The sequence below is a fragment of the Streptomyces resistomycificus genome, assembly GCF_001514265.1.
Taxonomy (GTDB): Bacteria; Actinomycetota; Actinomycetes; order Streptomycetales; family Streptomycetaceae; genus Streptomyces; species Streptomyces resistomycificus.
In genome coordinates this window covers 1-23760 of record NZ_KQ949006.1, presented here as the reverse complement: position 1 = coordinate 23760, position 23760 = coordinate 1, and the positions used below count along the sequence as shown (strand labels likewise).

19 protein-coding genes and 1 pseudogene are annotated in these 23760 nt (G+C 70.3%); 5 read left to right on the top strand and 15 right to left on the bottom strand.

Features of this window, described 5'->3' with window-relative positions:
- Nucleotides 1-111: 111 nt before the first annotated feature.
- The 7 genes from AQJ84_RS37605 to iolC form a co-directional block, all read right to left on the bottom strand.
- The gene (locus AQJ84_RS37605) at nt 112-975 is read right to left on the bottom strand and encodes an ABC transporter permease (protein ID WP_030044202.1); all 864 of its coding nucleotides are present in this window, start codon (nt 973-975) and stop codon (nt 112-114) included.
- Nucleotides 972-3626: an alpha/beta fold hydrolase gene (locus AQJ84_RS37600; protein ID WP_053193504.1), complete on the bottom strand. Its 2655-nt coding sequence runs from the start codon at nt 3624-3626 to the stop codon at nt 972-974. The genes AQJ84_RS37605 and AQJ84_RS37600 overlap by 4 nt, the downstream gene beginning before the upstream one ends.
- Before the next feature lie 232 nt (nt 3627-3858).
- Complete coding sequence (gene mmsA, locus AQJ84_RS37595; RefSeq protein ID WP_030044205.1) at nt 3859-5361, bottom strand: CoA-acylating methylmalonate-semialdehyde dehydrogenase; 1503 nt, start codon at nt 5359-5361, stop codon at nt 3859-3861.
- A 14-nt stretch (nt 5362-5375) separates the two neighbouring features.
- Complete coding sequence (iolD, locus tag AQJ84_RS37590; protein WP_053193508.1) at nt 5376-7259, bottom strand: 3D-(3,5/4)-trihydroxycyclohexane-1,2-dione acylhydrolase (decyclizing); 1884 nt, start codon at nt 7257-7259, stop codon at nt 5376-5378.
- Nucleotides 7256-8071 (bottom strand): 5-deoxy-glucuronate isomerase, encoded by an 816-nt coding sequence (gene iolB, locus AQJ84_RS37585; RefSeq protein WP_030044208.1) that lies wholly within the window; start codon nt 8069-8071, stop codon nt 7256-7258. Before iolB ends, iolD begins: the two co-directional genes overlap by 4 nt.
- A gap of 7 nt (nt 8072-8078) precedes the next feature.
- On the bottom strand, nt 8079-8960 hold the full coding sequence (locus AQJ84_RS37580) for a Cgl0159 family (beta/alpha)8-fold protein (RefSeq protein ID WP_030044209.1): 882 nt from the start codon (nt 8958-8960) through the stop codon (nt 8079-8081).
- Nucleotides 8957-9907: a 5-dehydro-2-deoxygluconokinase gene (gene iolC / locus AQJ84_RS37575; protein ID WP_030044210.1), complete on the bottom strand. Its 951-nt coding sequence runs from the start codon at nt 9905-9907 to the stop codon at nt 8957-8959. Before iolC ends, AQJ84_RS37580 begins: the two co-directional genes overlap by 4 nt.
- 153 nt (nt 9908-10060) lie before the next feature.
- On the opposite strand from iolC, the gene AQJ84_RS37570 reads away from it, so the two are divergent.
- The 3 genes from AQJ84_RS37570 to AQJ84_RS37560 all read left to right on the top strand — a co-directional run bounded on the left by AQJ84_RS37570 (nt 10061) and on the right by AQJ84_RS37560 (nt 12455).
- The gene (locus AQJ84_RS37570) at nt 10061-10978 is read left to right on the top strand and encodes a sugar phosphate isomerase/epimerase family protein (protein ID WP_053193511.1); all 918 of its coding nucleotides are present in this window, start codon (nt 10061-10063) and stop codon (nt 10976-10978) included.
- Between the two features lie 625 nt (nt 10979-11603).
- Nucleotides 11604-11804 carry a helix-turn-helix transcriptional regulator gene (locus AQJ84_RS37565; protein WP_030044213.1) on the top strand — a complete coding sequence of 67 codons (201 nt, stop codon included), beginning with the start codon at nt 11604-11606 and terminating at the stop codon, nt 11802-11804.
- A 66-nt stretch (nt 11805-11870) separates the two neighbouring features.
- The gene (locus AQJ84_RS37560) at nt 11871-12455 is read left to right on the top strand and encodes a GNAT family N-acetyltransferase (protein WP_037804307.1); all 585 of its coding nucleotides are present in this window, start codon (nt 11871-11873) and stop codon (nt 12453-12455) included.
- Here AQJ84_RS37560 and AQJ84_RS37555 read toward each other — a convergent pair.
- Both AQJ84_RS37555 and AQJ84_RS41720 read right to left on the bottom strand, forming a co-directional pair.
- Nucleotides 12436-13479, bottom strand: a complete 1044-nt coding sequence (locus AQJ84_RS37555; protein WP_030044215.1) for a zinc-dependent alcohol dehydrogenase family protein — start codon at nt 13477-13479, stop codon at nt 12436-12438. The two genes, AQJ84_RS37560 and AQJ84_RS37555, sit on opposite strands and share 20 nt — an antisense overlap.
- 44 nt (nt 13480-13523) lie before the next feature.
- Nucleotides 13524-13888, bottom strand: a pseudogene (locus tag AQJ84_RS41720) (MMPL family transporter); the annotation flags it as partial.
- 139 nt (nt 13889-14027) lie between these two features.
- On the opposite strand from AQJ84_RS41720, the gene AQJ84_RS37545 reads away from it, so the two are divergent.
- Together AQJ84_RS37545 and AQJ84_RS37540 are read left to right on the top strand one after the other, a co-directional pair.
- Nucleotides 14028-14267 carry a heavy-metal-associated domain-containing protein gene (locus tag AQJ84_RS37545; RefSeq protein ID WP_030044217.1) on the top strand — a complete coding sequence of 80 codons (240 nt, stop codon included), beginning with the start codon at nt 14028-14030 and terminating at the stop codon, nt 14265-14267.
- Between the two features lie 75 nt (nt 14268-14342).
- Complete coding sequence (locus AQJ84_RS37540; RefSeq protein WP_030044218.1) at nt 14343-16574, top strand: heavy metal translocating P-type ATPase; 2232 nt, start codon at nt 14343-14345, stop codon at nt 16572-16574.
- Nucleotides 16575-17153: 579 nt separating this feature from the next.
- Here the strand turns inward: AQJ84_RS37540 and AQJ84_RS37535 are convergent.
- The 6 genes from AQJ84_RS37535 to AQJ84_RS43810 all read right to left on the bottom strand — a co-directional run.
- Nucleotides 17154-18443 (bottom strand): citrate synthase, encoded by a 1290-nt coding sequence (locus AQJ84_RS37535; RefSeq protein WP_030044219.1) that lies wholly within the window; start codon nt 18441-18443, stop codon nt 17154-17156.
- Between the two features lie 213 nt (nt 18444-18656).
- On the bottom strand, nt 18657-20900 hold the full coding sequence (gene recD2 / locus AQJ84_RS37530) for an SF1B family DNA helicase RecD2 (RefSeq protein WP_030044220.1): 2244 nt from the start codon (nt 20898-20900) through the stop codon (nt 18657-18659).
- Between the two features lie 486 nt (nt 20901-21386).
- Nucleotides 21387-21770: a hypothetical protein gene (locus tag AQJ84_RS37525; RefSeq protein ID WP_030044221.1), complete on the bottom strand. Its 384-nt coding sequence runs from the start codon at nt 21768-21770 to the stop codon at nt 21387-21389.
- Between the two features lie 74 nt (nt 21771-21844).
- The gene (locus AQJ84_RS37520; RefSeq protein WP_030044222.1) at nt 21845-22219 is read right to left on the bottom strand and encodes a toxin-antitoxin system YwqK family antitoxin; all 375 of its coding nucleotides are present in this window, start codon (nt 22217-22219) and stop codon (nt 21845-21847) included.
- A gap of 66 nt (nt 22220-22285) precedes the next feature.
- A complete protein-coding gene (locus AQJ84_RS37515; protein WP_030044223.1) occupies nt 22286-22657 on the bottom strand; it encodes a toxin-antitoxin system YwqK family antitoxin in 372 nt (123 codons plus the stop codon).
- The coding region (locus AQJ84_RS43810; RefSeq protein ID WP_263972663.1) for a YwqJ-related putative deaminase at nt 22657-23760 on the bottom strand (1104 nt) is incomplete at its 5' end. The genes AQJ84_RS43810 and AQJ84_RS37515, both read right to left, overlap by 1 nt.

Genomic DNA, 23760 nt, shown 5'->3' with positions numbered 1-23760 from the left:
GTGACTGTGACGGCGAAGGGGGCCGGAACGTGCGCTACGGGGCGTTGCGGATGAATCTCGAAGAGGGCACGGAAGACGGCCGTCGAGACCGGTAGGTGATCCTCCGTTGACCTACGACACCACGTCCTTGCGGGCAAAACCCCGGAAGGCCAGCGCGAACAGCACCAGGGCGTACGTTACCGACACGGACGCGCCCTGGATCATGTCCGACCACTCCAGCTGTGGCCTCACGGCGTCGAGCCAGGCGTACTGCCAGTGCGCGGGAAGGAAGTCGCGCCAGTCGCCGAGGGCCGTCACCTGGTCGAGCACGTTGCCGACGATGGTCAGGCCGACCGCCCCGCCGACCGCGCCGAGCGGCGCGTCCGTGCGGGTGGAGAGCCAGAACGCCAGGGCCGCGGTGATCAGTTGGGACACGAAGATGTACGCCACCGTGATCACCAGGCGCTGGGCGGCGGTCCCGGCGGCAAGCGAGCCGCCGGTGGGCAGTTCCAGCGGGCCCCAGCCGTAGGCCACCGTGCCGACGGCGAGCGCCACCAGCGGCAGCAGCACCATCGCCGCGAGGCTCAGGCCCAGCCCGACCACGAGCTTGGACCACAGCAGCCGGGCCCGGGGCACCGGTGCCGCCAGCAGATAGCGCAGGGAGGACCAGCTGGCCTCCGAGGCGACGGTGTCCCCGCAGAACAGGGCGACGGGGACGACCAGCAGGAATCCGGCGGACGCGAAGAGGTTCACCGCGGCGAAGTTGGCCCCGGACAGCGTGGCGGTGTCCATCAGGTTCACCCCCTGGTTGCGGCCGCCCGGTTCGCCGCCCACCTGGAAGGCGATCAGCAGCACGAACGGCAGGGCGAACAGGATGCCGCCCATGACGAGGGTGCGGCGCCGCTTCAACTGCCGGACCAGCTCGACCCGGATGGGCAGCGTGCGGCCCGCGCGGTAGCCGGCGGCGACCTCGACGGGCTCGGCGAGCGTGCTCATGCGGACTCTCCGATCAGGGTGAGGAAGGCGTCTTCGAGGCGACGGTGCGGGCCGACCGACTCCACCGGTACCTCCAGCCGGACGAGTTCGGCGACCAGTCGCTGGGCGCTGCCGTCGGCGCCCAGCCGTACCACCAGGCCCTCGTCGCCGCGGACGGCCGACTCGACGCCGGGCAGAGCGGCGACCTTCTCGACGAGCGGGTCGTCGACCGGTGTGGCGGTGCCCACCAGCAGGGTGTCGCCGGAGCCGACGATCTCGCGGACCGGGCCCGCCTGGACGAGCTGTCCGTGGTCCATCACCACCAGGTGCGTGCAGGACTGCTCGACCTCGGACAGGAGGTGGCTGGAGACGATCACCGTGCGGCCGGCCGCCGCGTAACGGATCATGACCTCGCGCATCTCGCGGATCTGCGGCGGGTCGAGACCGTTGGTCGGCTCGTCGAGTATCAGCAGATCGGGCAGTCCGAGCATGGCCTGGGCGATGGCCAGGCGCTGGCGCATGCCCTGGGAGTACGTCCGTACCGCACGGGCCAGAGCGGTGCCGAGGCCGGCGATCTCCAGGGCCTCGTCCAGGTGGGCGTCCTCGGGCGGGCGGCCGGTGGCCTGCCAGTACAGCTCCAGGTTCTCGCGGCCGGAGAGGTGCGGGAGGAAGCCGGCGCCCTCGACGAAGGCGCCGACCCTGGACAGCACGGGAGCGCCGGGCGCGATCGCGTGGCCGAAGACGCGGATCTCGCCGCCGTCCGGCTTGATCAGGCCCATCAGCATGCGCAGGGTGGTCGTCTTGCCCGCGCCGTTCGGCCCGAGCAGGCCGAGGACCTGGCCCTTCTCGACGCGGAAGGACAGGTCACGGACGGCGTACCGGTCGGCCGACTTGGCGTAGCGCTTGCTCAGGTCCGTTATCTGCAGCGGGACTTCCGCCAGTCCGGGGTCGGGGGCGGCGGGGGCCGTCGTGCGGCGGCGTCCGGTCACCAGCAGGACCAGGGCGAGCACCGCGCCGGCGAGGGGCAGCCACCACACCCAGGCGGGCAGCGGGGCCGCCGCGTTGGCGTCGCCGAGGGCGGTCGGCACCTTCAGGTCGCCCTTGAGGGAGACGGTGTACGTCGCCGGGCTGTTCGGTGAGGCGTAGGCCAGGTCGGTGGAGGCGAGGACCAGGCGCAGCCGGTGACCGTCGTCCACCTCGTGGTCGACGGCGGGCAGGGTGATCGTGACGTCCTTGCCGGCCTTCGCGCCCTCGACCCTGATGGGCTCGACCAGCTGGGAGGGCAGCTCCTGCCGGCCGCCGCCCGGGCCGACGTCGTACACCTTGGCGAAGAGCACGGCGTCGTCGCTCGTGGACTTCACATGGACGGTGGCCGTCGGGGAGCCGGTGATCTGGAGGTCGTCGCGGACGGGCGCCGACTCGAACGCGGCGAACTGGCCCGGGAAGTCGAGGGAGACCGAGACTCCCAGCGACGACAGCTGGGCGAGGCCGCCGCCGCTGCCGAGGCCGGGCAGGGAGGAGACGCCGGGCGGGCTGGCTCCTGCCGGGTTGGCGAAGCTCTGCTCGCGTCCGGTCAGGGCGATCGACCGGGGCCTGCCCTCCAGGCCGGGGTAGCTGTCCGCGTCCACGCCCTTCAGGCGGGTCTCGCCGTCACCCGAGCCGGCGCCGAGGGTGCGGGTGACCCGGAACGCGGGGCCGGTGTCGGCGCCCTTGTCGTCCTTCAGGTACCGGTCGAACCAGGAGTGCACGCGGGCCTGGACGCGGTCCGCCTCCATGTCGCCGCCGTCGTGGCCGCCCGCGATCCAGTCGACGTCGACGGGGGCGCCGTTGGCGCGGATCGCCTTGGCGGCCGCGTCGGCCTGGTCGAGCGGGAAGAGGGAGTCGGTCTGGCCCTGCATCAGCAGGGTCGGCACCTTGATGCGGTCGGCGACGGCGGCCGGTGAACGCTCCGCCAGGAGCTGCTCGGCCTGCGCGTCCGGGGTGCCGGACTCGGCGACCCGCTCGTACATCCGGCACAGCTGTGCCTCGAACTTCTCGCAGCCGCCGCCGGAGTTGACGAAGATGCCCGCCCAGAGCTTCTTGAACACGCCGTTCGGGAACAGCGCGTCCGAGAGGTTCCAGTAGGTGACCGACGGGGCGATGGCGTCCACCCGGTCGTCGTACCCGGCGGCCAGCAGTGAGATCGCCCCGCCGTACGAGGCGCCCGAGACGCCGACGCGCGGGTCACCGGACTTGTCGAGCTGTACCTGCGGCTGCTTCGCCAGCCAGTCGATGAGCTTGTGGACGTCGGCGACCTCGCCCTTCGGGTCGTTCAGCCCGATCTTGCCGGTGGACCTGCCGAAGCTGCGGGCCGACCAGGTCAGCACCGCGTAGCCGTCCCGGGCGAGGTCCTGGGCCTGCTGCCGTACGTCGTTCTTGCTGCCGCCGAAGCCGTGGGCCAGGAGGACGGCGGGGCGCCGGCCCGCGCCGGAGGAGGTGAAGTACGAGGTGTCGATGCGCACCCCGTCCCCCATCTCCATGACCCGGTCGGTACGGCGTACCGGGGGCGCGTCGTCGTCCGCGGCGGCCGTCCATGTCCCGGCGCCGGCGAGCACCACAACGGCGGCCGCGGCGGCACCGAGCCGTCGCGGCCCCCGGAGTAGGCCTCGCAGCCGGGGCAGTCGAAGATCCATGCGTCAACGGTACGGGGTGAAGCTGTCGGGGAGTTATCGACCGAGGGGTGAACTGCGGGCCATCCCGCCGGGGTACGCGGCCGCTGTCGTGTACCGCGTCCGGTGTACGGCGGGGTGAGACCCCACGCCCCTGTGCCCGCTCGTCCTCGGGGAGTGACGCGAGCCACCGCGTCTTCCCACGCGGGCACGAAAGTGGGGCCGTCCGCGATGCGGACGGCCCCACCCGGTGTGCTCAGTGGTTGCGCGGGAAGCCCAGGTCCACGCCCGCCGGGGCGTCGGCCGGGTCGGGCCAGCGGGTCGTGACGACCTTGCCGCGGGTGTAGAAGTGCGTGCCGTCGTTGCCGTAGATGTGGTGGTCGCCGAAGAGCGAGTCCTTCCAGCCACCGAAGGAGTGGTAGCCGACCGGGACCGGGATCGGGACGTTCACGCCGACCATGCCGGCCTCGATCTCCAGCTGGAAGCGGCGGGCGGCGCCGCCGTCCCGGGTGAAGATCGCGGTGCCGTTGCCGAACGGCGAGCTGTTGATGAGGGCGACGCCCTCGTCGTAGCTGTCGACGCGCAGCACGCACAGGACCGGGCCGAAGATCTCGTCCTGGTAGGCCTTCGCGCTCGTGGGCACCTTGTCGAGCAGGGAGATGCCGATCCAGTGGCCGTCCTCGAAGCCGTCGACCGTGTAGCCGGTGCCGTCGAGGACGACCTCCGCGCCCTCGGCCGCCGCGCCCTCGACGTACGACGCCACCTTGTCGCGGTGGACCTTCGTGATGAGCGGGCCCATCTCGGAGGTCGGGTCGTTGCCGGGGCCGATCTTGATCTTCTCGGCGCGCTCGCGGATCTTCTCCACCAGCTCGTCGCCGATCGCGCCGACGGCGACCACGGCCGAGATGGCCATGCAGCGCTCGCCTGCCGAGCCGTAGGCCGCGCTCACCGCCGCGTCCGCCGCCGCGTCGAGGTCGGCGTCCGGGAGGACCAGCATGTGGTTCTTGGCGCCGCCCAGGGCCTGGACGCGCTTGTGGTTGGCCGCGGCGGTGGTGTGGATGTAGCGGGCGATCGGGGTCGAGCCGACGAACGAGACGGCCTTGACGTCCGGGTGCTCCAGGAGGCGGTCGACGGCCACCTTGTCGCCGTGGACGACGTTGAAGACACCGTCCGGCAGCCCGGCCTCGGACAGCAGCTCGGCGAGCTTCATGGAGGCCGACGGGTCCTTCTCCGAGGGCTTGAGCACGAAGGTGTTGCCGGTCGCGATGGCGATCGGGAACATCCACATCGGGACCATGGCCGGGAAGTTGAACGGCGTGATGCCCGCGACGACACCCAGCGGCTGCCGGATCGAGGACACGTCGACCCGGGACGCCACCTCGGTCGACAGCTCGCCCTTCAGCTGCACGGTGATCCCGCACGCCAGGTCGACGATCTCCAGGCCACGCGCGACCTCGCCCAGCGCGTCGCTGTGCACCTTGCCGTGTTCGGCGGTGATCAGCCCGGCGATCTCGTCGCGGTGCGCGTCCAGCAGGGCGCGGAACTTGAACAGGATCGTGGTGCGCTTGGCCAGCGAGGACTGGCCCCAGGTGGCGTAGGCGTCCTTGGCGGCGGCTACCGCGGCGTCGACCTCGTCGACCGTCGCGAACGCGACCTTGGTGGTGACCGCGCCGGTCGCCGGGTCGGTGACCGGCCCGTACGTACCCGACGCGCCTTCGACGGTCTTGCCGCCGATCCAGTGGTTGACGATCTTCGTCATGACCGAGTGCTCCTTCACAGATGGCGGCGTCGGGTGGAGACGTGCCGTTCGTACAGCTCACGGGCCTTGACCGCGGACGGTCGCGTCGCGGTCTCGGCCACAGGTACATCCCACCAGGCCTGCGCCGGCGGCGGGCCCGACACTGTGTCTGCCGTTTCCGTCTCGACGTAGACACATGTGGGAGTGTCGGCGGCCCGGGCCTCGGCGAGCGCGGCTCGCAGGTCCCGGACCGTCTTCGCGCGCAGGACGCGCATGCCCAGGCTCGCCGCGTTCGCGGCGAGGTCGACGGGGAGCGGGGCCCCCGTGTAGGTACCGTCCTCGGACTGGTAGCGGTACGCGGTGCCGAACCGCTCGCCGCCCACCGACTCGGACAGGCCGCCGATGGACGCGTAGCCGTGGTTCTGGACGAGGAGCATCTTGATCGCGATCCCCTCCTGTACGGCCGTCACGATCTCCGTCGGCATCATCAGATAGGTACCGTCGCCGACCAGCGCCCAGACAGGCCGGTCGGGTGCCGCCATCTTCACGCCGATGGCGGCCGGTATCTCGTAGCCCATGCAGGAGTAGCCGTACTCCAGGTGGTACTGGTCCCGCGAGCGGGCCCGCCACAGCTTGTGCAGGTCGCCGGGGAGCGAACCGGCCGCGTTGATGATCACGTCCGTGTCGTCCACCAGGGCGTCCAGCGCGCCGAGCACCTGGGACTGCGTCGGCCGTACGTCCGGCTCGTCGGCCTCGTAGCAGGCGTCGACGCGCTGCTCCCAGCGTTCCTTGTCCTCGGTGTACTCGCGCACGTACCCGTCCGGGACCCGGTGCCCGTGCATCTGGAGGGCCTCGGTCAGCTCCATCAGGCCGCTGCGGGCGTCCGCGACGAGCGGCATCCCGGCGAGCTTGTGGCCGTCGAACGGGGCGATGTTGAGGTTGAGGAAGCGCACGCCGGGCTGCTCGAAGAGCGTGCCGGAGGCGGTGGTGAAGTCGGTGTAGCGGGTGCCGACGCCGATCACCAGGTCGGCCAGGCGGGCGAGTTCGTCGGCGGTCGCGGTGCCGGTGTGGCCGACGCCGCCGACGTCCTGGGCGTGGTCGTAGCGCAGGGAGCCCTTGCCGGCCTGGGTGGAGGCGACCGGGATGCCGGTGGCCTCGGCGAACTCGGCGAGGGCCTCCTCGGCGCGGCTGTGGTGGACGCCGCCGCCGGCGATCAGCAGGGGCCGCCTGGCCGCCCGTATCGTCTGTACGGCCTCGGCGAGTTCGGTGGGGTCGGCGCCCGGGCGTCGTACCACCCAGGTGCGCTCGGCGAAGAACTCGTCCGGCCAGTCGTAGGCCTCGGCCTGTACGTCCTGGGGGAGCGCGAGGGTGACCGCGCCCGTCTCCACCGGGTCGGTGAGGACGCGCATGGCCTGCAGGGCGGCCGGGATCAGGGCTTCCGGGCGGGTGACGCGGTCGAAGTACCGCGAGACCGGGCGCAGACAGTCGTTGACCGACACGTCTCCGGCGTACGGCGCTTCCAGCTGCTGGAGGACCGGGTCGGCGACCCGGGTGGCGAAGGTGTCGCCGGGCAGCAGCAGGACGGGGAGGTGGTTGATGGTCGCGAGGGCGGCGCCGGTCACGAGGTTCGTCGCGCCCGGGCCGATGGAGGTGGTCACGGCGTGGGTGGAGAGACGGTTGGACTGCCTCGCGTAACCGACCGCCGCGTGCACCATGGACTGCTCGTTGCGGCCCTGGTGGAACGGCATCGTGTCGGTGTGCTCGACCAGTGCCTGGCCGAGCCCGGCGACGTTGCCGTGGCCGAAGATGCCCCAGGTCGCGCCGATCAGCCGCTGCCGTACGCCGTCACGCTCGGTGTACTGGGCGGTGAGGAAGCGCACCAGCGCCTGCGCGACCGTCAGCCTCGTCGTCGAGGTCATCGGTAACCCTCCGTGTGGTCCGGGTGGAAGCAGATCCGCCACTCCCGGGTGTCGCCCGGTCCCGCCATGACGTTCAGGTAGTACATGTCGTGGCCGGGCTGGGCGATCGACGGGCCGTGCCATCCGTCGGGGACGAGGACGGCGTCGCCGGAGCGGACCTCCGCGAGGACGTCCGATCCGCCCTCACGGGAAGGGGATACGCGCTGATAGCCGAAACCGTTCGGGCCGTCGATCTCGAAGTAGTAGATCTCCTCCAGCTCCGCCTCCTCGCCCGGCCGGTGCTCGTCGTGCTTGTGCGGCGGGTACGAGGACCAGTTGCCGCCGGGCGTGACGACCTCGACGGCGATCAGCCGGTCGCAGTCGAAGGCGTCGGCCGAGGCGAAGTTGCGGACGTGGCGCGTGCAGTTGCCACTGCCGCGCTCTTCCTGGGGGACCTCCGGCGCGGGGCCGTAGCGGGCGGGGAGTCGTCGCTCGCACTTCGCTCCTGCCAAAGCAAAGCGGCCGCCCGCGCCGGAGGCGATCTGTGCCCGGGCGTCACGGGGCACGTAGGCGAAGTCGGTGACTCCACTGAACACGCTTTCCCGGCCCGAGAGTTGGAACTCGTTGCCATCTGTTTGTACGGTACAGCCGCCTTGCAGCGGGACGACGATCCACTCGCTGTCCCCGGTGTCGAACGTGTGCGTACCGCCGGGCTCCAGCTCGACGACCCGCAGACCGCAGTAGGTCCAGCCGGCCCGCTTGGGGTCGATGTCGACGGCGTACCGGGCGTTCGCGGTGGCGCCCTTGGCGAGATAGAGGTCGTTGCTGGTCATGCGGCCCTCACAGCAGTCCTACGGCGGTGTCCACGGCGGCGGCCACGTCGCCGTCCGCCGGGTACAGCAGCGAACGGCCGACCACCAGGCCGCGCACGGTGGGCAGTTGCAGCGCGCCGCGCCACTTCTCGTACGCCCCGTCCTGGTCGTCACCGACCTCGCCGCCCAGCAGGACGGCGGGCAGCGTGGACGTGGCCATGACGTCGGCCATGTCGTCGGGGTTCTCGCAGACGGGCACCTTCAGCCAGGTGTAGGCCGAACTGCCCCCGAGGCCCGAGGCGATGGCGATCGACTTGGTGACGGCCTCGGCGGACAGGTCGTTGCGGAGCCTGCCCTCCGAGGTGCGGGCGCTGATGAACGGTTCGACGAAGACGGGGAGTCGGCGCGCGGCCATGTCGTCGATGGCGCGGGCCGTCGACTCCATGGTGGTCAACGAGCCCGGGTCGTCGTAGTCGATGCGCAGCAGCAGCTTGCCCGCGTCGAAGCCGAGGCGCTCGATGTCCTCGGGGCGGTGGCCGGTGAAGCGGTCGTCGAGTTCGAAGCTGGCGCCCTGCAGGCCGCCTCGGTTCATCGAGCCCAGGACGACCTTGCCGTCGAGGGCGCCGAGCAGCAGCAGGTCGTCCAGGATGTCGGCGGTGGCCAGGACGCCGTCCACACCGGGGCGGCTCAGCGCCAGGCAGAGGCGTTCCAGCAGGTCGACCCGGTTGGCCATGGCGAACTTGCGGTCGCCGACGCCGAGCGCGCCCCGGGCGGGGTGGTCGGCGGCGACGATCATCAGCCGGCCGGCCTCGTTGAGCAGCGACCGGCGGGGGCGGCGGGCAGCGGCCTCCGCGACGGCTTCGGGGCGTTCGGCGCGCAGACGGACGAGTTCGGTGATGTCGACGCTCACTTGACGGCTCCTGCGGCGATCGCGGCCTCGATCTCGTCGGGTGTGGGCATCGCCGACGAGCACTCCAGGCGCGAGGCGACGATGGCGCCGGCCGCGTTGGCGTGCCGCATGATCTTCTCCAGGTCCCAGCCCTCCAGCAGGCCGTGGCAGAGGGAACCGCCGAAGGCGTCGCCGGCACCGAGTCCGTTGAGGACGTTCACCGGCAGCGGCGGGACCTGCGCGGACTCGCCCTTGTCGTTGACGGCGAGGACGCCCTTGGGGCCCTGCTTGACGACGGCGAGTTCGACGCCGGCGTCCAGGAGCGCGCGGGCCGCCGCGTGGGGGTCGCGCACTCCGGTCGCCACCTCCACCTCGTCGAGGTTGCCGACGGCGACGGTGGTGTGGCGCAGGGCCTCCTCGTAGAAGGGGCGGGCGGCCTCCGGGTCGTTCCAGAACATGGGGCGCCAGTCGAGGTCGAAGACCGTGGTGCCGGCCTTGGCGCGGTGGGCCAGGGCCGCCAGGGTCGCCGTACGGCTGGGCTCCTCGCTCAGGCCGGTGCCGGTGACCCAGAAGACGCGGGCCTCGCGGATGGCGTCCAGGTCCAGCTCGTGGGCGTCGATCTCCAGATCGGGCGCCTTGGGCCGGCGGTAGAAGTAGAGCGGGAAGTCATCCGGCGGGAAGACCTCGCAGAAGGTCACCGGGGTCGGCAGACCGGGGACCGGGGTGACCCAGCGGTCGTCCACGCCGAAGCCGCGCAGCTCCTCGTGCAGGTAGGTCCCGAACGGGTCGTCGCCGGTCCGCGTGATCACCGCCGTGTCCCGTCCCAGACGGGCGGCGGCGACCGCGACGTTCGTGGCGGAGCCGCCGAGGAACTTGCCGAAGGACGACACCTGGGGCAGCGGCACGCCCGTCTGCAGCGGATACAGGTCCACGCCTATCCGCCCCATGGTGATCAGGTCGTACGCCATCGAGTTCCCTTCATGCCTTCGGACCCGCGCCTCGGGCTTCACACCGGCTCTCCACGGCTTTCTAGCCCCGCACCCCGCGCCCTGTCAATGTTTTGTCCAGACATTCGGACCAGCCCTTGACACCCTCGGCCGGGTGACCGCACGCTGACGGCCATGACGTCGTTGTCACCTCAGACCTCACTCTCCCGCATCCGGATCGGATCGGCCCCCGACTCCTGGGGCGTCTGGTTCCCGGACGATCCCCGGCAGGTGCCGTGGCAGCGCTTCCTCGACGAGGTCGCGCAGTCCGGCTACGAGTGGATCGAACTGGGCCCCTACGGCTATCTGCCGACCGATCCGGCCGTCCTCACCGAGGAGACCGCCAGGCGCGGTCTGAAGGTGTCGGCCGGCACGGTCTTCACCGGCCTGCACCACGGCGAGGCCGTCTGGGAGAAGACCTGGGCCCACGTCGCGGACAACGCGGTGCTGGCCCAGGCCATGGGCGCCTCCCACCTGGTGGTCATCCCGTCCTTCTGGCGGGACGACAAGACCGGCGAGGTGCTGGAGCCGGACACGCTCACGCCCGAACAGTGGCGCAATCTCACCTCCCTCACCGAGCGGCTCGGCAAGGAGGTGCGGGAGCGGTACGGCCTGCGGATCGTGGTCCACCCGCACGCCGACACCCACATCGACAGCGAGGAGAACGTCGTCCGCTTCCTGGACGGGACGGACTCCGACCAGGTCTCGCTGTGCCTGGACACCGGGCACTACGCGTACTGCGGCGGCGACAGCGTCAAGCTGATCGAGACCTACGGCGAGCGGATCGGATACCTGCACCTGAAGCAGGTCGACCCGGAGATCCTGGCGGACGTGCGGGCCAACGAGGTGCCGTTCGGTCCCGCCGTCGCCCGCGGTGTGATGTGCGAGCCGCCGGCCGGTGTGCCCGCGCTCGGCCCCGTCCTGGAGGCCGCGCAGAAGCTGGACGTCGACCTGTTCGCGATCGTCGAGCAGGACATGTACCCGTGCGAGCCGGACACCCCGCTGCCGATCGCGCAGCGGACCCGGGCGTTCCTTCGGTCCTGCGGGGCGTAGCCCTCCGGGGGTTGGAGCGAGGGGGCGCCGGCGGGGGTGCCGGGGCCTGTGGGGCTGGGTCCTGTGAAGGTTGGGTCCTGGCAGGCCGGGTTCTGTCAGGACCCAGTCCTGTCAGGGCCGAGTTCTGTCAGGGCCGAGTCCTGTCAGGGCTCGGGTGCGGGCCGTGGAGGGCTGGTCGCGCAGTTCCCCGCGCCCCTGAGGGGGTTGCCGGCAGCCTTGGCCGCAAGGGCTCGGCACACCTCGGGCCGTTGCCGGCGCTCGTAATGGCTTCGCCTTGGACGGGCGGGACTCCCGGGACGCCCGGGAACGTTGGTGCCAGGCGGGTTCAGCGGGAGCCCGGCGGCGCCGGTGACCGGCGTCGAGGGGCGCGGGCTTCGGCAAGTCAACGCGCCCCGCCCATGAGCCCGTGTACACCTTTGCTTCACCTCTGTCACAAACGCCCCCTTCATGTCACACATGTCCCGTGTACGCGGGTCTTGCGTCACACCCGGTGCACAGGCCCTGCCCGGCCTTCACTCTGCGTCGTTGACGGGGAACAGGCTTTGTGATCGCCAGCGCAGTGCCCGGCTCCCCCGGACGGCCGCCCCAGGCCGCCGCCGCGGTACGCGCAGGGAGGTGGCAGCTCATGACCGACCGACGGCTCTGGTCCTACAAGGAGATCGCGGCGCATATCCGGGTGCAGCCGGACACCGTGCGCTCCTACCGCAAGCACGGACTGCTGCCGGCGCCGGACCACGTCGAGGGCGGCAAGCCCTACTGGTACGCGGACACCGTCCGGGCGTGGGTCGCCTCCCGCCCGGGCAACCGAGGCCGAAGAGAGCTCTGAACCCCCCGCTCCGATCCACGGGAAATCACCTGTGCCCCGCCCGCCGAGTGGGGCACAGTCACCTCCATGAGCTTCTCCGTCAAACCCGTTCTCACCGGCGACAAGACCGTGCTGCGGCCCTTCACCGAGGCCGATGCGGACGCCGTCTGGGAGATCCTCCAGGACCCCGAGGTCATCCGCTTCACCTTCGAACCCGGCTCCGAGTTCACCTTGGACGGGCTCCGCTCCATCTACGCCTCCCGGGCCCACGCCCCCGACCGGCTGGACCTCGCCGTCACCGACCGCGCCACCGGCGAACTCGTCGGCGAGGTCGTCCTGAACGAGTGGAACCCACACGCCCGCAGCTGCAACTTCCGTACGCTCATGGGCCCTCGGGGCCGCGACCGCGGGCTGGGCACCGAGGCGATCCGGCTCATCGTCGGCCACGGCTTCGAGCGACTCGGCCTGCACCGCGTCGGTCTGGAGGTCTACGGCAACAACCCGCGGGCCCGCCGCGTCTACGAGAAGGTCGGCTTCGTACCGGAGGGCGTGCGGCGGGAAGCCCAGTCGCGGGACGGCGAGTGGGTCGACGAGGTGATCATGGGGATCCTCGACCGCGAGTGGGACGCCCACCGCGGACACCCCGGGGCCGTCAGCTCCACGGCTCGATGACCGTCACCCCCGCCCCCGGCGTCGTGCCCATCGCGGCCAGGGCCGCCGGCACCTCGGCCAGCCCGATGGTGGACGTGACCAGCAGGTCGGGCCGCAGCACTCCCGCCCGGACCAGCTCCAGCATCGGCGGGTAGGTGTGGGCGGCCATACCGTGGCTGCCCAGGATCTCCAGCTCCAGGCCGATCACGCGGGCCATCGGCACCGGCGTGGTGCCGTCCGGCGAGGGCAGCAGGCCGACCTGGATGTGGCGGCCTCGGCGGCGCAGGCCGTTCACGGAGGCGACGCAGGTGGCGGGCGAGCCCAGGGCGTCGAGGGACAGGTGGACGCCACGGCCGGTCAGCTCGCGGACCGCGGCCGCCGTGTCCGTCACGCGGGAGGCGTCGACGCACTCCGCCGCGCCGAAGCGCCGCGCCAGCTCAAGGGCTCGGGGCGACACGTCGACGGCCACGACCCGCGCCCCCGATGCCGCCGCGATCATCACGGCGGACAGTCCGACACCCCCGCAGCCGTGCACCGCGACCCACTCCCCCGCCGCCACCCGGCCCTGCTGCACCACCGCCCGGAACGCCGTGGCGAACCGGCAGCCGAGGGAGGCGGCGGTGGCGAAGGACATCCCGTCCGGCACCGCGACGAGGTTCACGTCAGCGTGGTCCAGCGCCACGTACTGGGCGAAGGAGCCCCAGTGCGTGAACCCGGGCTGGGTCTGCCGCTCGCACACCTGCCCGTCGCCCGCCGCGCACGACGGGCAGGTCCCGCAGGCGCACACGAAGGGGACGGTCACCCGGTCGCCTGGCCGATGGCCGGTCACCCGGGTGCCCACCGCCTCGACGACACCGGCGAGTTCGTGCCCCGGCACGTGCGGCAGGGTGATGTCCGGGTCGTGCCCCTGCCAGCCGTGCCAGTCGCTGCGGCACAGGCCCGTCGCCTCGACCCGCACCACCACCCCGTGCTCCGCGGGCTTCGGGTCGGCCACCTCACGCACCTCGGCCCGCTCCCCGTACCGCTCGAACACCACAGCCCGCATGCCGTCCGCCTCGCCTTCCCTGGATCACCTCTGACGGCGGAACGCTAGCCGTGCGCCGCCACCCTGTCCCCGTCCCGCTGCGCGACCGGCTCGGATGCGCCGCCGCCCTCGCTCGGCCCGAACCGCTGGTGGAAGCGGCACAGCGGCCCCGGCGCCCACCAGGTCGCCCGGCCCGTGAGACGCATGACCGCCGGCACCAGCAGGCCTCCTCCTTGATGCGGGAGAGCAGGAAGACGCCGCAGTCCATCGACAGACCGAAGGCCACGCAGAACATCAGGACCGGAAGGGTCGTCTCGATGGAGCCGCGGCTGGTGAAGCCGAGCAGGCCGGACAGATGGCCGCCCTGGAAGACCCAGACCACCGCGCCGAACATCGCCGTCAGGCTGAGCGCGTTGAGCACGACTGCTCGCGCGGTGGGCCCGCCCCGCCGCGGCCCTCTCTTGGAGAAATACCCCCTAGGGGTATAGTGTGAGGTAAGTGGACGCCATGGTTGGCCGTAGAGACCCGCCTGGCCCCACCCGCCCACACGCCTCGACGAGGAGAACGACATGAGCGCCCAGACCGACACCCCGGGTTCCGTCACCGCCGTCTACAAGGTGAGCGGCATGAGCTGCGGGCACTGCGAGGGCTCCGTCTCCGGCGAGATCTCCGAGATCCCCGGCGTCAGCTCGGTGAAGGCCGTCGCCTCGACCGGTGAGGTCACCGTCGTGTCCGCCGCCCCGCTCGACGAGGAGGCCGTGCGCGCGGCCGTCGACGAGGCCGGCTTCGAACTCGCCGGCAGGGTCTGACCACCCGTCTCCCGGGCCGTGCCGGCCGGCCGCCCCCGGCTCCGCACGGCCCGGTCCGCTCACTGGAGTAAGCACATGTCCAGCACCGCCGCCGAGACCCCGACAGCGCCCGCTTCGGAGGTCGAGCTGCTCATCGGCGGGATGACCTGCGCCTCCTGCGCGGCCCGTGTCGAGAAGAAGCTCAACCGCATGGACGGCGTGAGCGCCACCGTCAACTACGCGACGGAGAAGGCGAAGATCACCTACCCCGCGGGGACCGAGGTCGCCGACCTGATCGCGACCGTGGTGAAGACCGGTTACACGGCCGAGGAGCCCGAGCCCCCGCGGGAGGAGCCACCCGCCGAAGACGACCCCGAACTGGTCTCCCTCCGGCAGCGCCTGACCGTCTGCGCCCTGCTCGCCGTCCCGGTGATCCTGCTGTCCATGGTCCCGGCCCTCCAGTTCGACAACTGGCAGTGGCTGGCGCTGACCCTCGCCTCGCCGGTCGTGGTCTGGGGCGGATGGCCCTTCCACCGGGCCGCCTGGACGAACGTCCGGCACGGCGCGGCCACCATGGACACCCTGGTCTCGCTGGGCACGCTGGCCGCGTTCGGCTGGTCCCTGTGGGCACTGTTCCTCGGCGACGCGGGCATGCCGGGCATGCGCCACGGCTTCTCCCTGACCGTCGGCCGGATGGACGGCGCCTCGACGATCTACCTCGAGGTCGCCGCCGGGGTCACCGCCTTCATCCTGCTGGGCCGCTACCTGGAGGCCCGCGCCAAGCGCCGAGCCGGGGCGGCGCTCAGGGCCCTGATGGAGCTGGGCGCGAAGGACGTGGCCGTGCTGCGCGACGGCCGGGAGGTGCGGATCCCGGCGGCCCGCCTGGCCGTCGGCGACCGGTTCGTCGTACGGCCCGGGGAGAAGATCGCCACCGACGGCACCGTCGTCGAGGGCACCTCCGCCGTGGACGCCTCCATGCTGACCGGCGAGTCCGTCCCGGTGGACGTCACGGTCGGCGACACCGTGGTCGGCGCCACCGTCAACGCCGGCGGGCGGCTGGTCGTGGCGGCCACCCGGATCGGCTCCGACACCCGGCTCGCGCGGATGGCGAAGCTGGTCGAGGACGCGCAGAACGGCAAGGCAGAGGTACAGCGGCTCGCCGACCGCGTCTCCGCGGTCTTCGTACCGGTCGTCATCGCCCTCGCCGTCGCCACGTTCGGCGGCTGGCTCGGCGCCGGTGGCGACACCGCCGCCGCGTTCACCGCGGCCGTCGCCGTGCTGATCATCGCGTGCCCGTGCGCCCTGGGCCTGGCCACGCCGACCGCGCTGATGGTCGGCACCGGCCGTGGCGCCCAGCTCGGCATCCTCATCAAGGGCCCCGAGGTCCTGGAGTCCACCCGCCGCGTCGACACCGTCGTCCTGGACAAGACCGGCACGGTCACCACCGGCCGTATGACCCTCCAGACGGTGTACGTGGCCCGGGACGCCGACGAGAAGCAGGTACTGCGGCTCGCGGGCGCCCTGGAGCACGCCTCCGAGCACCCCGTGGCCCGCGCGGTCGCCGTGGGCGCCGAGGAACGGGTCGGGCCGCTGCCGGAGGCCGACCATTTCGAGAACGTGCCCGGCAGAGGCGTACGCGGGCGCGTGGAGGGCCACCAGGTCGCCGTGGGGCGCCTCTTCGACGCGCTCCCGAAGGAGTTGGCCCGCGCCAGGGACGAGGCCGAGAGGGACGGTCGTACGGCCGTCGTGGTCGGCTGGGACGGAGCCGCCCGCGGGGTGCTGGCCGTCGCGGACGCGGTCAAGGAGAGCAGCGCCGAGGCCGTGCGCGAACTGCGCGCCCTGGGGCTGACGCCCGTGCTGCTGACCGGGGACAACCGGACCGTGGCCGAGGCGGTCGCGAGGGCCGTCGGAATCGCCTCCGAGCAGGTGGTCGCCGAGGTGCTGCCCGAGGACAAGGTCGACGTCGTACGGCGGCTGCAGGCCGAGGGGCGCACCGTGGCGATGGTCGGCGACGGGGTCAACGACGCGGCCGCGCTCGCCGTCGCCGATCTGGGGCTGGCGATGGGGACCGGCACCGACGCGGCGATCGAGGCGGGCGACCTGACGCTGGTGCGCGGGGACCTGCGGGTGGCCGCGGACGCGATCCGGTTGTCCCGGCGGACGCTGTCCACGATCAAGGGCAACCTCGTGTGGGCCTTCGGCTACAACGTGGCCGCGCTGCCGCTGGCCGCCGCCGGACTGCTGAACCCGATGATCGCGGGAGCGGCGATGGCCTTCTCGTCGGTGTTCGTGGTGACGAACAGCCTTCGGCTGCGGACGTTCCGTTAGCGAACCGCCGAAACACGCCGAGGTTACTCGTGATTAGCCGAAGTCGAGGCCAGAGCCCCTCTGGAGTCCTGCGCCAGCCTCACATAAGCTCTTCACAAGGCTCGCGCATCATCCTTACGCTTGGGTCCCGTTCGGTGTATCCGGGCTCTTGCGCATCTAACGGACATATGCAAGAGACGCAGATCACAGTGATGTGAACGTAACCATCGAAGGGGTTCGAAGGTCTAAGTTGACGGTGTCAGGAAGCGTCTTGGGGGGCGCCTACTGGCATCTGAGGATGTCTTGGGGGACTTCCTCAGAGATGCGTCGCCGGGGCACGCACACCGGGAAGCTTTGAGCGGCCCTCCCAGCGTGCGCTGTCCCGGCAGATCGCACACAGGAGTAGTACGAGGAGTTTTGCTCGTTCTGCTCAACGGCACTACCAGGCAGTACCGCAAGACAGCGATTCAGGCGCTGGTTTCTCACAGTCGCCCGGCCGGATCCCGTGGGGGGAATCCGCACCGGGACATGGGAAGGCGCCCTGTACGCCGGCCCGTGGGGGGACCGGCGGCAGGGCGCCTTCCGTCATTTCCGCGAGTTCTAGCGCTCCTCGACCGGCACGAAGTCGCGCTCGACGACACCCGTGTAGATCTGGCGCGGGCGGCCGATGCGGGAACCCGGCTCCTTGATCATCTCGTGCCACTGGGCGATCCAGCCCGGGAGGCGGCCGAGGGCGAACAGGACCGTGAACATCTCGGTCGGGAAGCCCATGGCGCGGTAGATCAGGCCCGTGTAGAAGTCCACGTTCGGGTAGAGGCTGCGCGAGACGAAGTAGTCGTCGGAGAGCGCGTGCTCCTCCAGCTTGAGCGCGATGTCCAGCAGCTCGTCGGACTTGCCGAGGGCGGACAGCACGTCGTGCGCGGCGGCCTTGATGATCTTGGCGCGCGGGTCGAAGTTCTTGTAGACCCGGTGGCCGAAGCCCATCAGGCGGACGCCGTCCTCCTTGTTCTTCACCTTGCGGATGAAGGAGTCGACATCGCCGCCGGAGGCCTGGATGCCCTCGAGCATCTCCAGCACCGACTGGTTGGCGCCGCCGTGCAGCGGGCCCCACAGCGCGGAGATGCCGGCGGAGATCGAGGCGAACATGTTGGCCTGCGAGGAGCCGACCAGACGGACCGTGGAGGTCGAACAGTTCTGCTCGTGGTCCGCGTGCAGGATGAGCAGCTTGTCCAGGGCGGAGACGACGACCGGGTCGAGCTCGTAGTCCTGCGCCGGGACCGAGAAGGTCATCCGCAGGAAGTTCTCGACGTAGCCGAGGTCGTTGCGCGGGTAGACGAACGGGTGACCGATCGACTTCTTGTACGCGTACGCGGCGATCGTCGGAAGCTTGGCGAGCAGGCGGATCGTCGAGAGGTTGCGCTGCTTCTCGTCGAACGGGTTGTGGCTGTCCTGGTAGAACGTCGACAGCGCGGAGACCACCGACGACAGCATGGCCATCGGGTGCGCGTCCCGCGGGAAGCCGCGGTAGAAGTTCTTGACGTCCTCGTGCAGCAGGGTGTGCTGCGTGATGTCGTTCTTGAAGACGGTGAGCTCGTCGACGGTCGGCAGCTCGCCGTTGATCAGCAGGTAGGCCACCTCCAGGAAGGTGGAGCGCTCGGCCAGCTGCTCGATCGGGTAGCCGCGGTACCGGAGGATGCCGGCCTCGCCGTCGAGGTAGGTGACGGCGGATTTATAGGCGGCGGTGTTGCCGTAACCGCTGTCCAGCGTCACCAGACCGGTCTGGGCACGGAGCTTCCCGATGTCGAAGCCCTTGTCGCCGACGGTGCTGTCGATCACCGGGTAGGTGTACTCGCCGTCGCCGTACCGCAGTACTACAGAGTTGTCGCTCACGTCATCCCTCACCGACGTTGTGCCTCTTCTTCGAGGTTGCCCTGACTGTCTCTACCATCCCCCATTTGGCGCACGAGAGTGCACTCGGGGTCGACCATTGGGCTTATCGGCGGCACTGAGTGCCGCCGATCGCTCATCCTGCCCCTCCTCAGCCCGCTTCCGGAAGAGCTCTGTGACCCACATGACTCATTTGATCGATCATTTTTGGTGATGTCATCGTTCCGAGAGCCTGAAGTCCAGGGTCGTGCACCTGCGTCCGGCGGACACCGTGCGCACCGCCTGGCCTATCGCCTTGCGTGATCCGACGAGGACGACCAACTTCTTGGCGCGGGTCACAGCCGTGTACAGCAGGTTCCGCTGGAGCATCATCCAGGCGCTGGTGGTGACCGGGATCACCACGGCCGGGTACTCGCTGCCCTGCGAACGATGGATGGTCACCGCGTAGGCGTGGGCCAGTTCGTCCAGTTCGTCGAACTCGTACGGCACCTCCTCGTCCTCGTCCGTCCGCACCGTGAGGCGCTGGTCGACCGGGTCGAGCGAGGTGACCACGCCCACGGTGCCGTTGAAGACACCGTTGGTGCCCTTCTCGTAATTGTTGCGAATCTGCGTGACCTTGTCGCCGACCCGGAAGACCCTGCCGCCGAACCTCTTCTCGGGGAGTTCGGGGCGGCCCGGGGTGATGGCCTGCTGGAGCAGGCCGTTGAGGTTGCCGGCGCCGGCGGGGCCCCGGTGCATGGGGGCCAGCACCTGGACGTCCCGGCGCGGGTCGAGCCCGAACTTGGCCGGAATCCGCCGTGCCGCCACGTCCACGGTGAGCCGGCCTACCTCCTCCGTGTCGTCCTCGACGAAGAGGAAGAAGTCCTTCATGCCGTCGGTGAGGGGGTGCTGCCCGGAGTTGATCCGGTGCGCGTTGGTCACCACGCCCGACTGCTGGGCCTGGCGGAACACCCGGGTGAGGCGCACGGCAGGAATCGGGCCGCCCTCGGCGAGCAGGTCGCGCAGAACCTCGCCGGCGCCGACGCTTGGGAGCTGGTCGACGTCCCCGACGAACAGCAGGTGCGCGCCCGGGGGCACCGCCTTCACGAGTTTGTTGGCGAGCAGCAGGTCCAGCATGGAGGCCTCGTCGACCACCACCAGGTCGGCGTCCAGCGGGCGGTCCTTGTCGTAGGCCGCGTCGCCGCCCGGCTTCAGCTCCAGGAGGCGGTGGACGGTGGAGGCCTCGGCGCCGGTGAGCTCGGACAGCCGCTTGGCGGCGCGGCCGGTGGGAGCGGCGAGCACCACCTTGGCCTTCTTGGCGCGGGCCAGCTCCACGATCGAGCGGACCGTGAAGGACTTGCCGCAGCCGGGGCCGCCGGTGAGGACGGCGACCTTCTTGCTGAGTGCCAGCCGGACGGCGGCTTCCTGTTCGGGCGCCAGCTCCACGCCCGTACGCCCCTTCAGCCAGCCCAGAGCCTTGTCCCAGGCCACGTCCTGGAAGCCGGGCATCCGGTCCTGGTCGGTGCGCAGGAGGCGCATCAGCTGGGCGCAGAGGGAGAGTTCGGCCCGGTGGAAGGGGACCAGGTAGACGGCGGTGACGGGCGTGCCGTCCGGTCCGGGCACCTTCTCCCTCACGACACCCGGGTCCTCCCCTTCCTCGGGGGGTGCCGCGAGCTGCGCGAGGCACTCGATGACGAGGCCGGTGTCGACCTGGAGCAGCTTGACGGCGTCGGCGATCAGCTGCTCCTCGGGGAGGTAGCAGTGGCCCTGGTCGGTGGACTGGGACAGCGCGTACTGCAGGCCCGCCATGACGCGCTGCGGGCTGTCGTGCGGGATGCCGACGGACTGGGCGATCTTGTCGGCGGTGAGGAAGCCGATGCCCCAGACGTCGGCGGCCAACCGGTAGGGCTGGTTCTTCACCACGGAGATGGAGGCGTCTCCGTACTTCTTGTAGATGCGCACGGCGATCGACGTGGACACCTCGACGGTCTGGAGGAAGAGCATCACCTCCTTGATCGCCTTCTGCTCCTCCCAGGCGTCGGCGATCTTCTTGGTGCGCTTGGGGCCGAGGCCCGGCACCTCGATGAGACGCTTCGGCTCCTCCTCGATCACCTGGAGGGTGTCCAGGCCGAAGTGCTGGGTGATGCGGTCGGCGAAGACCGGGCCGATGCCCTTGACCAGACCGGAGCCCAGATAGCGGCGGATGCCCTGGACGGTGGCGGGCAGGACGGTCGTGTAGTTCTCGACGGTGAACTGCTTGCCGTACTGCGGGTGCGAGCCCCACCGGCCCTCCATCCGCAGGGACTCGCCGACCTGGGCGCCGAGCAACGCCCCCACGACGGTCAGCAGGTCGCCGGCGCCCCGGCCGGTGTCGACCCGCGCGACCGTGTAGCCGTTCTCCTCGTTGGCGTATGTGATGCGCTCCAGCACGCCTTCGAGCACGGCGAGTCGCCGCTCCTCGCTCGCCGTTTCTTGGGCCATGATCCGACGGTACCGCCGGGGGGTGACAGTGGGGGGCGCCCGCCGGGCAGGCGTCCACGGCTCGGCAGGAGGTTCACCTCAAGATCGCCGGGGTCGGCACACTTCGGGGTCAGCACACTTCGGGCAGTCGGAGTCACTGCGCGCCGGCGACACGACCCCGAGGGCACAAGCCGCCTCGGTGGGCGTGCTGCTGCGGCCGTCGGACGGCTCGCCGCCTGGTTTCCGTAACTGGTCGGTGATGAGGGCGGCTTCGACGCAACGGCCGGTGAAGAATCTCCGCTGCCTGGTCGAAGTGACTGCCAGGAATCGCTCAGACAAGGTAGTCCTCCGCATCCTGAGCCGCCGCCCCACTCAGAACCGGGAGAACGCCTCGTATTCGTCCGCACCCAGGAAGTACCCACCGGTGTGGAGCCGTTCGCGGTGAGCCAGCCGAGCACTTCTGGCGCCGGATGGTTGGAGGCCGTGGATCGCTCCGCTTCACGCGTCTCACAGTTGTGTGCGGAGCTTCCTGGCGATTTCCATGAGGCTTGGCAGGTCCTCTGTCGGCATGACGTAGTCGAAAGCCCTGATTCGCTCAAGGAATTCGGGCGGCAGGGTGACGTGGTACGTGCGCACGTAGAAACAGAGGTCTCCGCGCCACACCCACTCCCCGTCCGAGTAGACGGAGTCGCCGCCCATGATGGTCCGGCCGGAACCCAGAACATCGTCGGACGAACCCATGATGTTGAAGAGGTCATGCCCGGAAAGAAGGTACTGAACGATCTCCCGCTCGTCGTCATATGAGGAGCCCGCGAGGGAATCTCGCACGCTCCCTCTCGACGCCCCGAGAGAAGGGGACCAGAGCTCTTGGAAGTGATCTGCGATCTTCATGAACAGCGTCCTGCGGGATCCTTGTCCGGGTCCCGCAGGGCATCCCTCATTTCCTCGGGGCGTGCAGGGATCTCTCACCCCTGTGGAGCCGTGTTCTCCCAAGCCCGGGTCGGGCTTCCTTCGTCGTCCCACTCGTAGTGGGAGAGGGGGCCCCCGCCGTCCTCGCTGTGCAGCTTCTTCGTGGCGAGAACGCCGTTCTCGTGCCAGCTCTTGTACTCCCCGGACAAGTTCCCCATCCGCATCGTTCCCTCTGCGCGAAGGACTCCGCTCTTGAACCACTCACGGAACGGGCCGTCCCGGTATCCGTCCGTGTAGGTCACCAGACTCACGCGATGCCCCGCGAGGTGCTCCTCGACCTCCCCGGTGAAGAGTTCACCCCGGTACAGGAGGCGCTGGGCATAGTCGAGGTCCACCTCGGGGTCGTCGAGGTCGATACGCTTCGCGCTCATTCCCAACCGCTTCCCTCTATGCATCCGAGGGCCGGCCGATCACGGGCGCCTGCAGACACAGAGAGATCAGCTCTCTCCCTTGCTCCAACTCTTCGTCGGCTGGCCGTTCTCGTCCCATTCTCGGACGGAGAGCATCGCCCCATTGTCGTCAGAGAACGTCCGCTCGGAGGCGAGTACACCGTTCGGATGCCAACGTTTCGCGACCCCGACAGCCCGCCCCTTACGCACCGTCATCTCGGACTCAAGCGTTCCGTTTTTGTACCATTCCCAGGCCGGGCCGTCGGGCAGCCCCTCGACGTAGGATTCCAGGCTGACGCGGGCGCCCCCGAGATACTCCTCGACTTCGCCCGTGAACAGCTTTCCTCGGTACAGCAGCCGCTGCCCCAGGTCCATGTCGACCTCTGGGTCGTCGATATTGATTCGCTCTGCCTCGGCCATTAGGGAATCCAGTTTTCGTCAGTCGGTGCACCGGTGAACCTGCCGTGAAGGCTGTCCACCCCATCCAGCATAAGGTCGCAGTTGGCGCAGAAGGCTGCCGGACGACCCGGCAACTCGGTCCTCATGTGGTCAAAATAGGGAAACTCCATTGCGGCACGGAGCTCAGCCAGCGCCTCAGCACCGTCTGGAAGGCCTAGCTTCGTCCGCTCCCAGAGCAGGCTGTTGACTGCCTTCACCTCGGCATGCCTCAGCGGCTCGTCGGGGGCCGGCCTGGGGTCAGGGAAGTTCTCGTACCTGTCCCCGATCGTCGGGTGGACGTTTTCAATCAGGTCGTCGGGCTTGCCGTTCATCGCCTCGACTATTCTTCCCGTCCGCAGGTCCATGACCAGACCGGCGCAGGGGCCCACTTTCCTTCTGGACAACGTGCCAAGTTCCTTGGCTTCCCTGAACGCGGCACCGCGCTGATAGGAGAGATCCTTGAGGAAGTGCTCGAAGTTACGACCGTCCACATGGGTGATCAGACCGTCTGCGTCGCGCTGCACTCGACTCTCGGGTATCTGCCCCAGGTCATGCTCGCCCTGCCTGGGGGGCGGCAGTGGCTCATCCCCGAGCTGAATGGGTTCGGCTTCCCGCCGGGCGATGTCGTCCGCAACCGAGCCCCTGGGGTCACGCACATCCCGTTCCGCATGCGGCTCGCCGTTGGGTTCGTGGCCGTGCGGCGAGCCTGCCTCGCCAGGATGGCCACTTGGGTGGTCACCGCCGTGGGTGTGGCCTCCAGGGCCATTGCCGCCATCACCGTGGCCGCCCACGTCGGCTCCGTGACCGTCACTTCCTGCGTGACCGCCCGACGGCTCGTGGCTGGCGGTCGGGTCGGTACCGACGTCGTCTGTTCGGCCGCCCGGGAGATTGTCCGCCGTGCCACCGGCATGGCCGCTCGGCGGCTCGTGTGACGCCCTGGGCCCGCTGCCGAGGTCGTCGGCCCGGCCGCCGGGCAGGTGGTCGGCCGCGCTGCTGCCAGGCAGATGGTTTCCGGCCCCGCCGCCCGGCAGGTCGCCGCCCGCATGGACGGCCGGCACGTCGCCACCCGCGTGCACGGCCGGGGT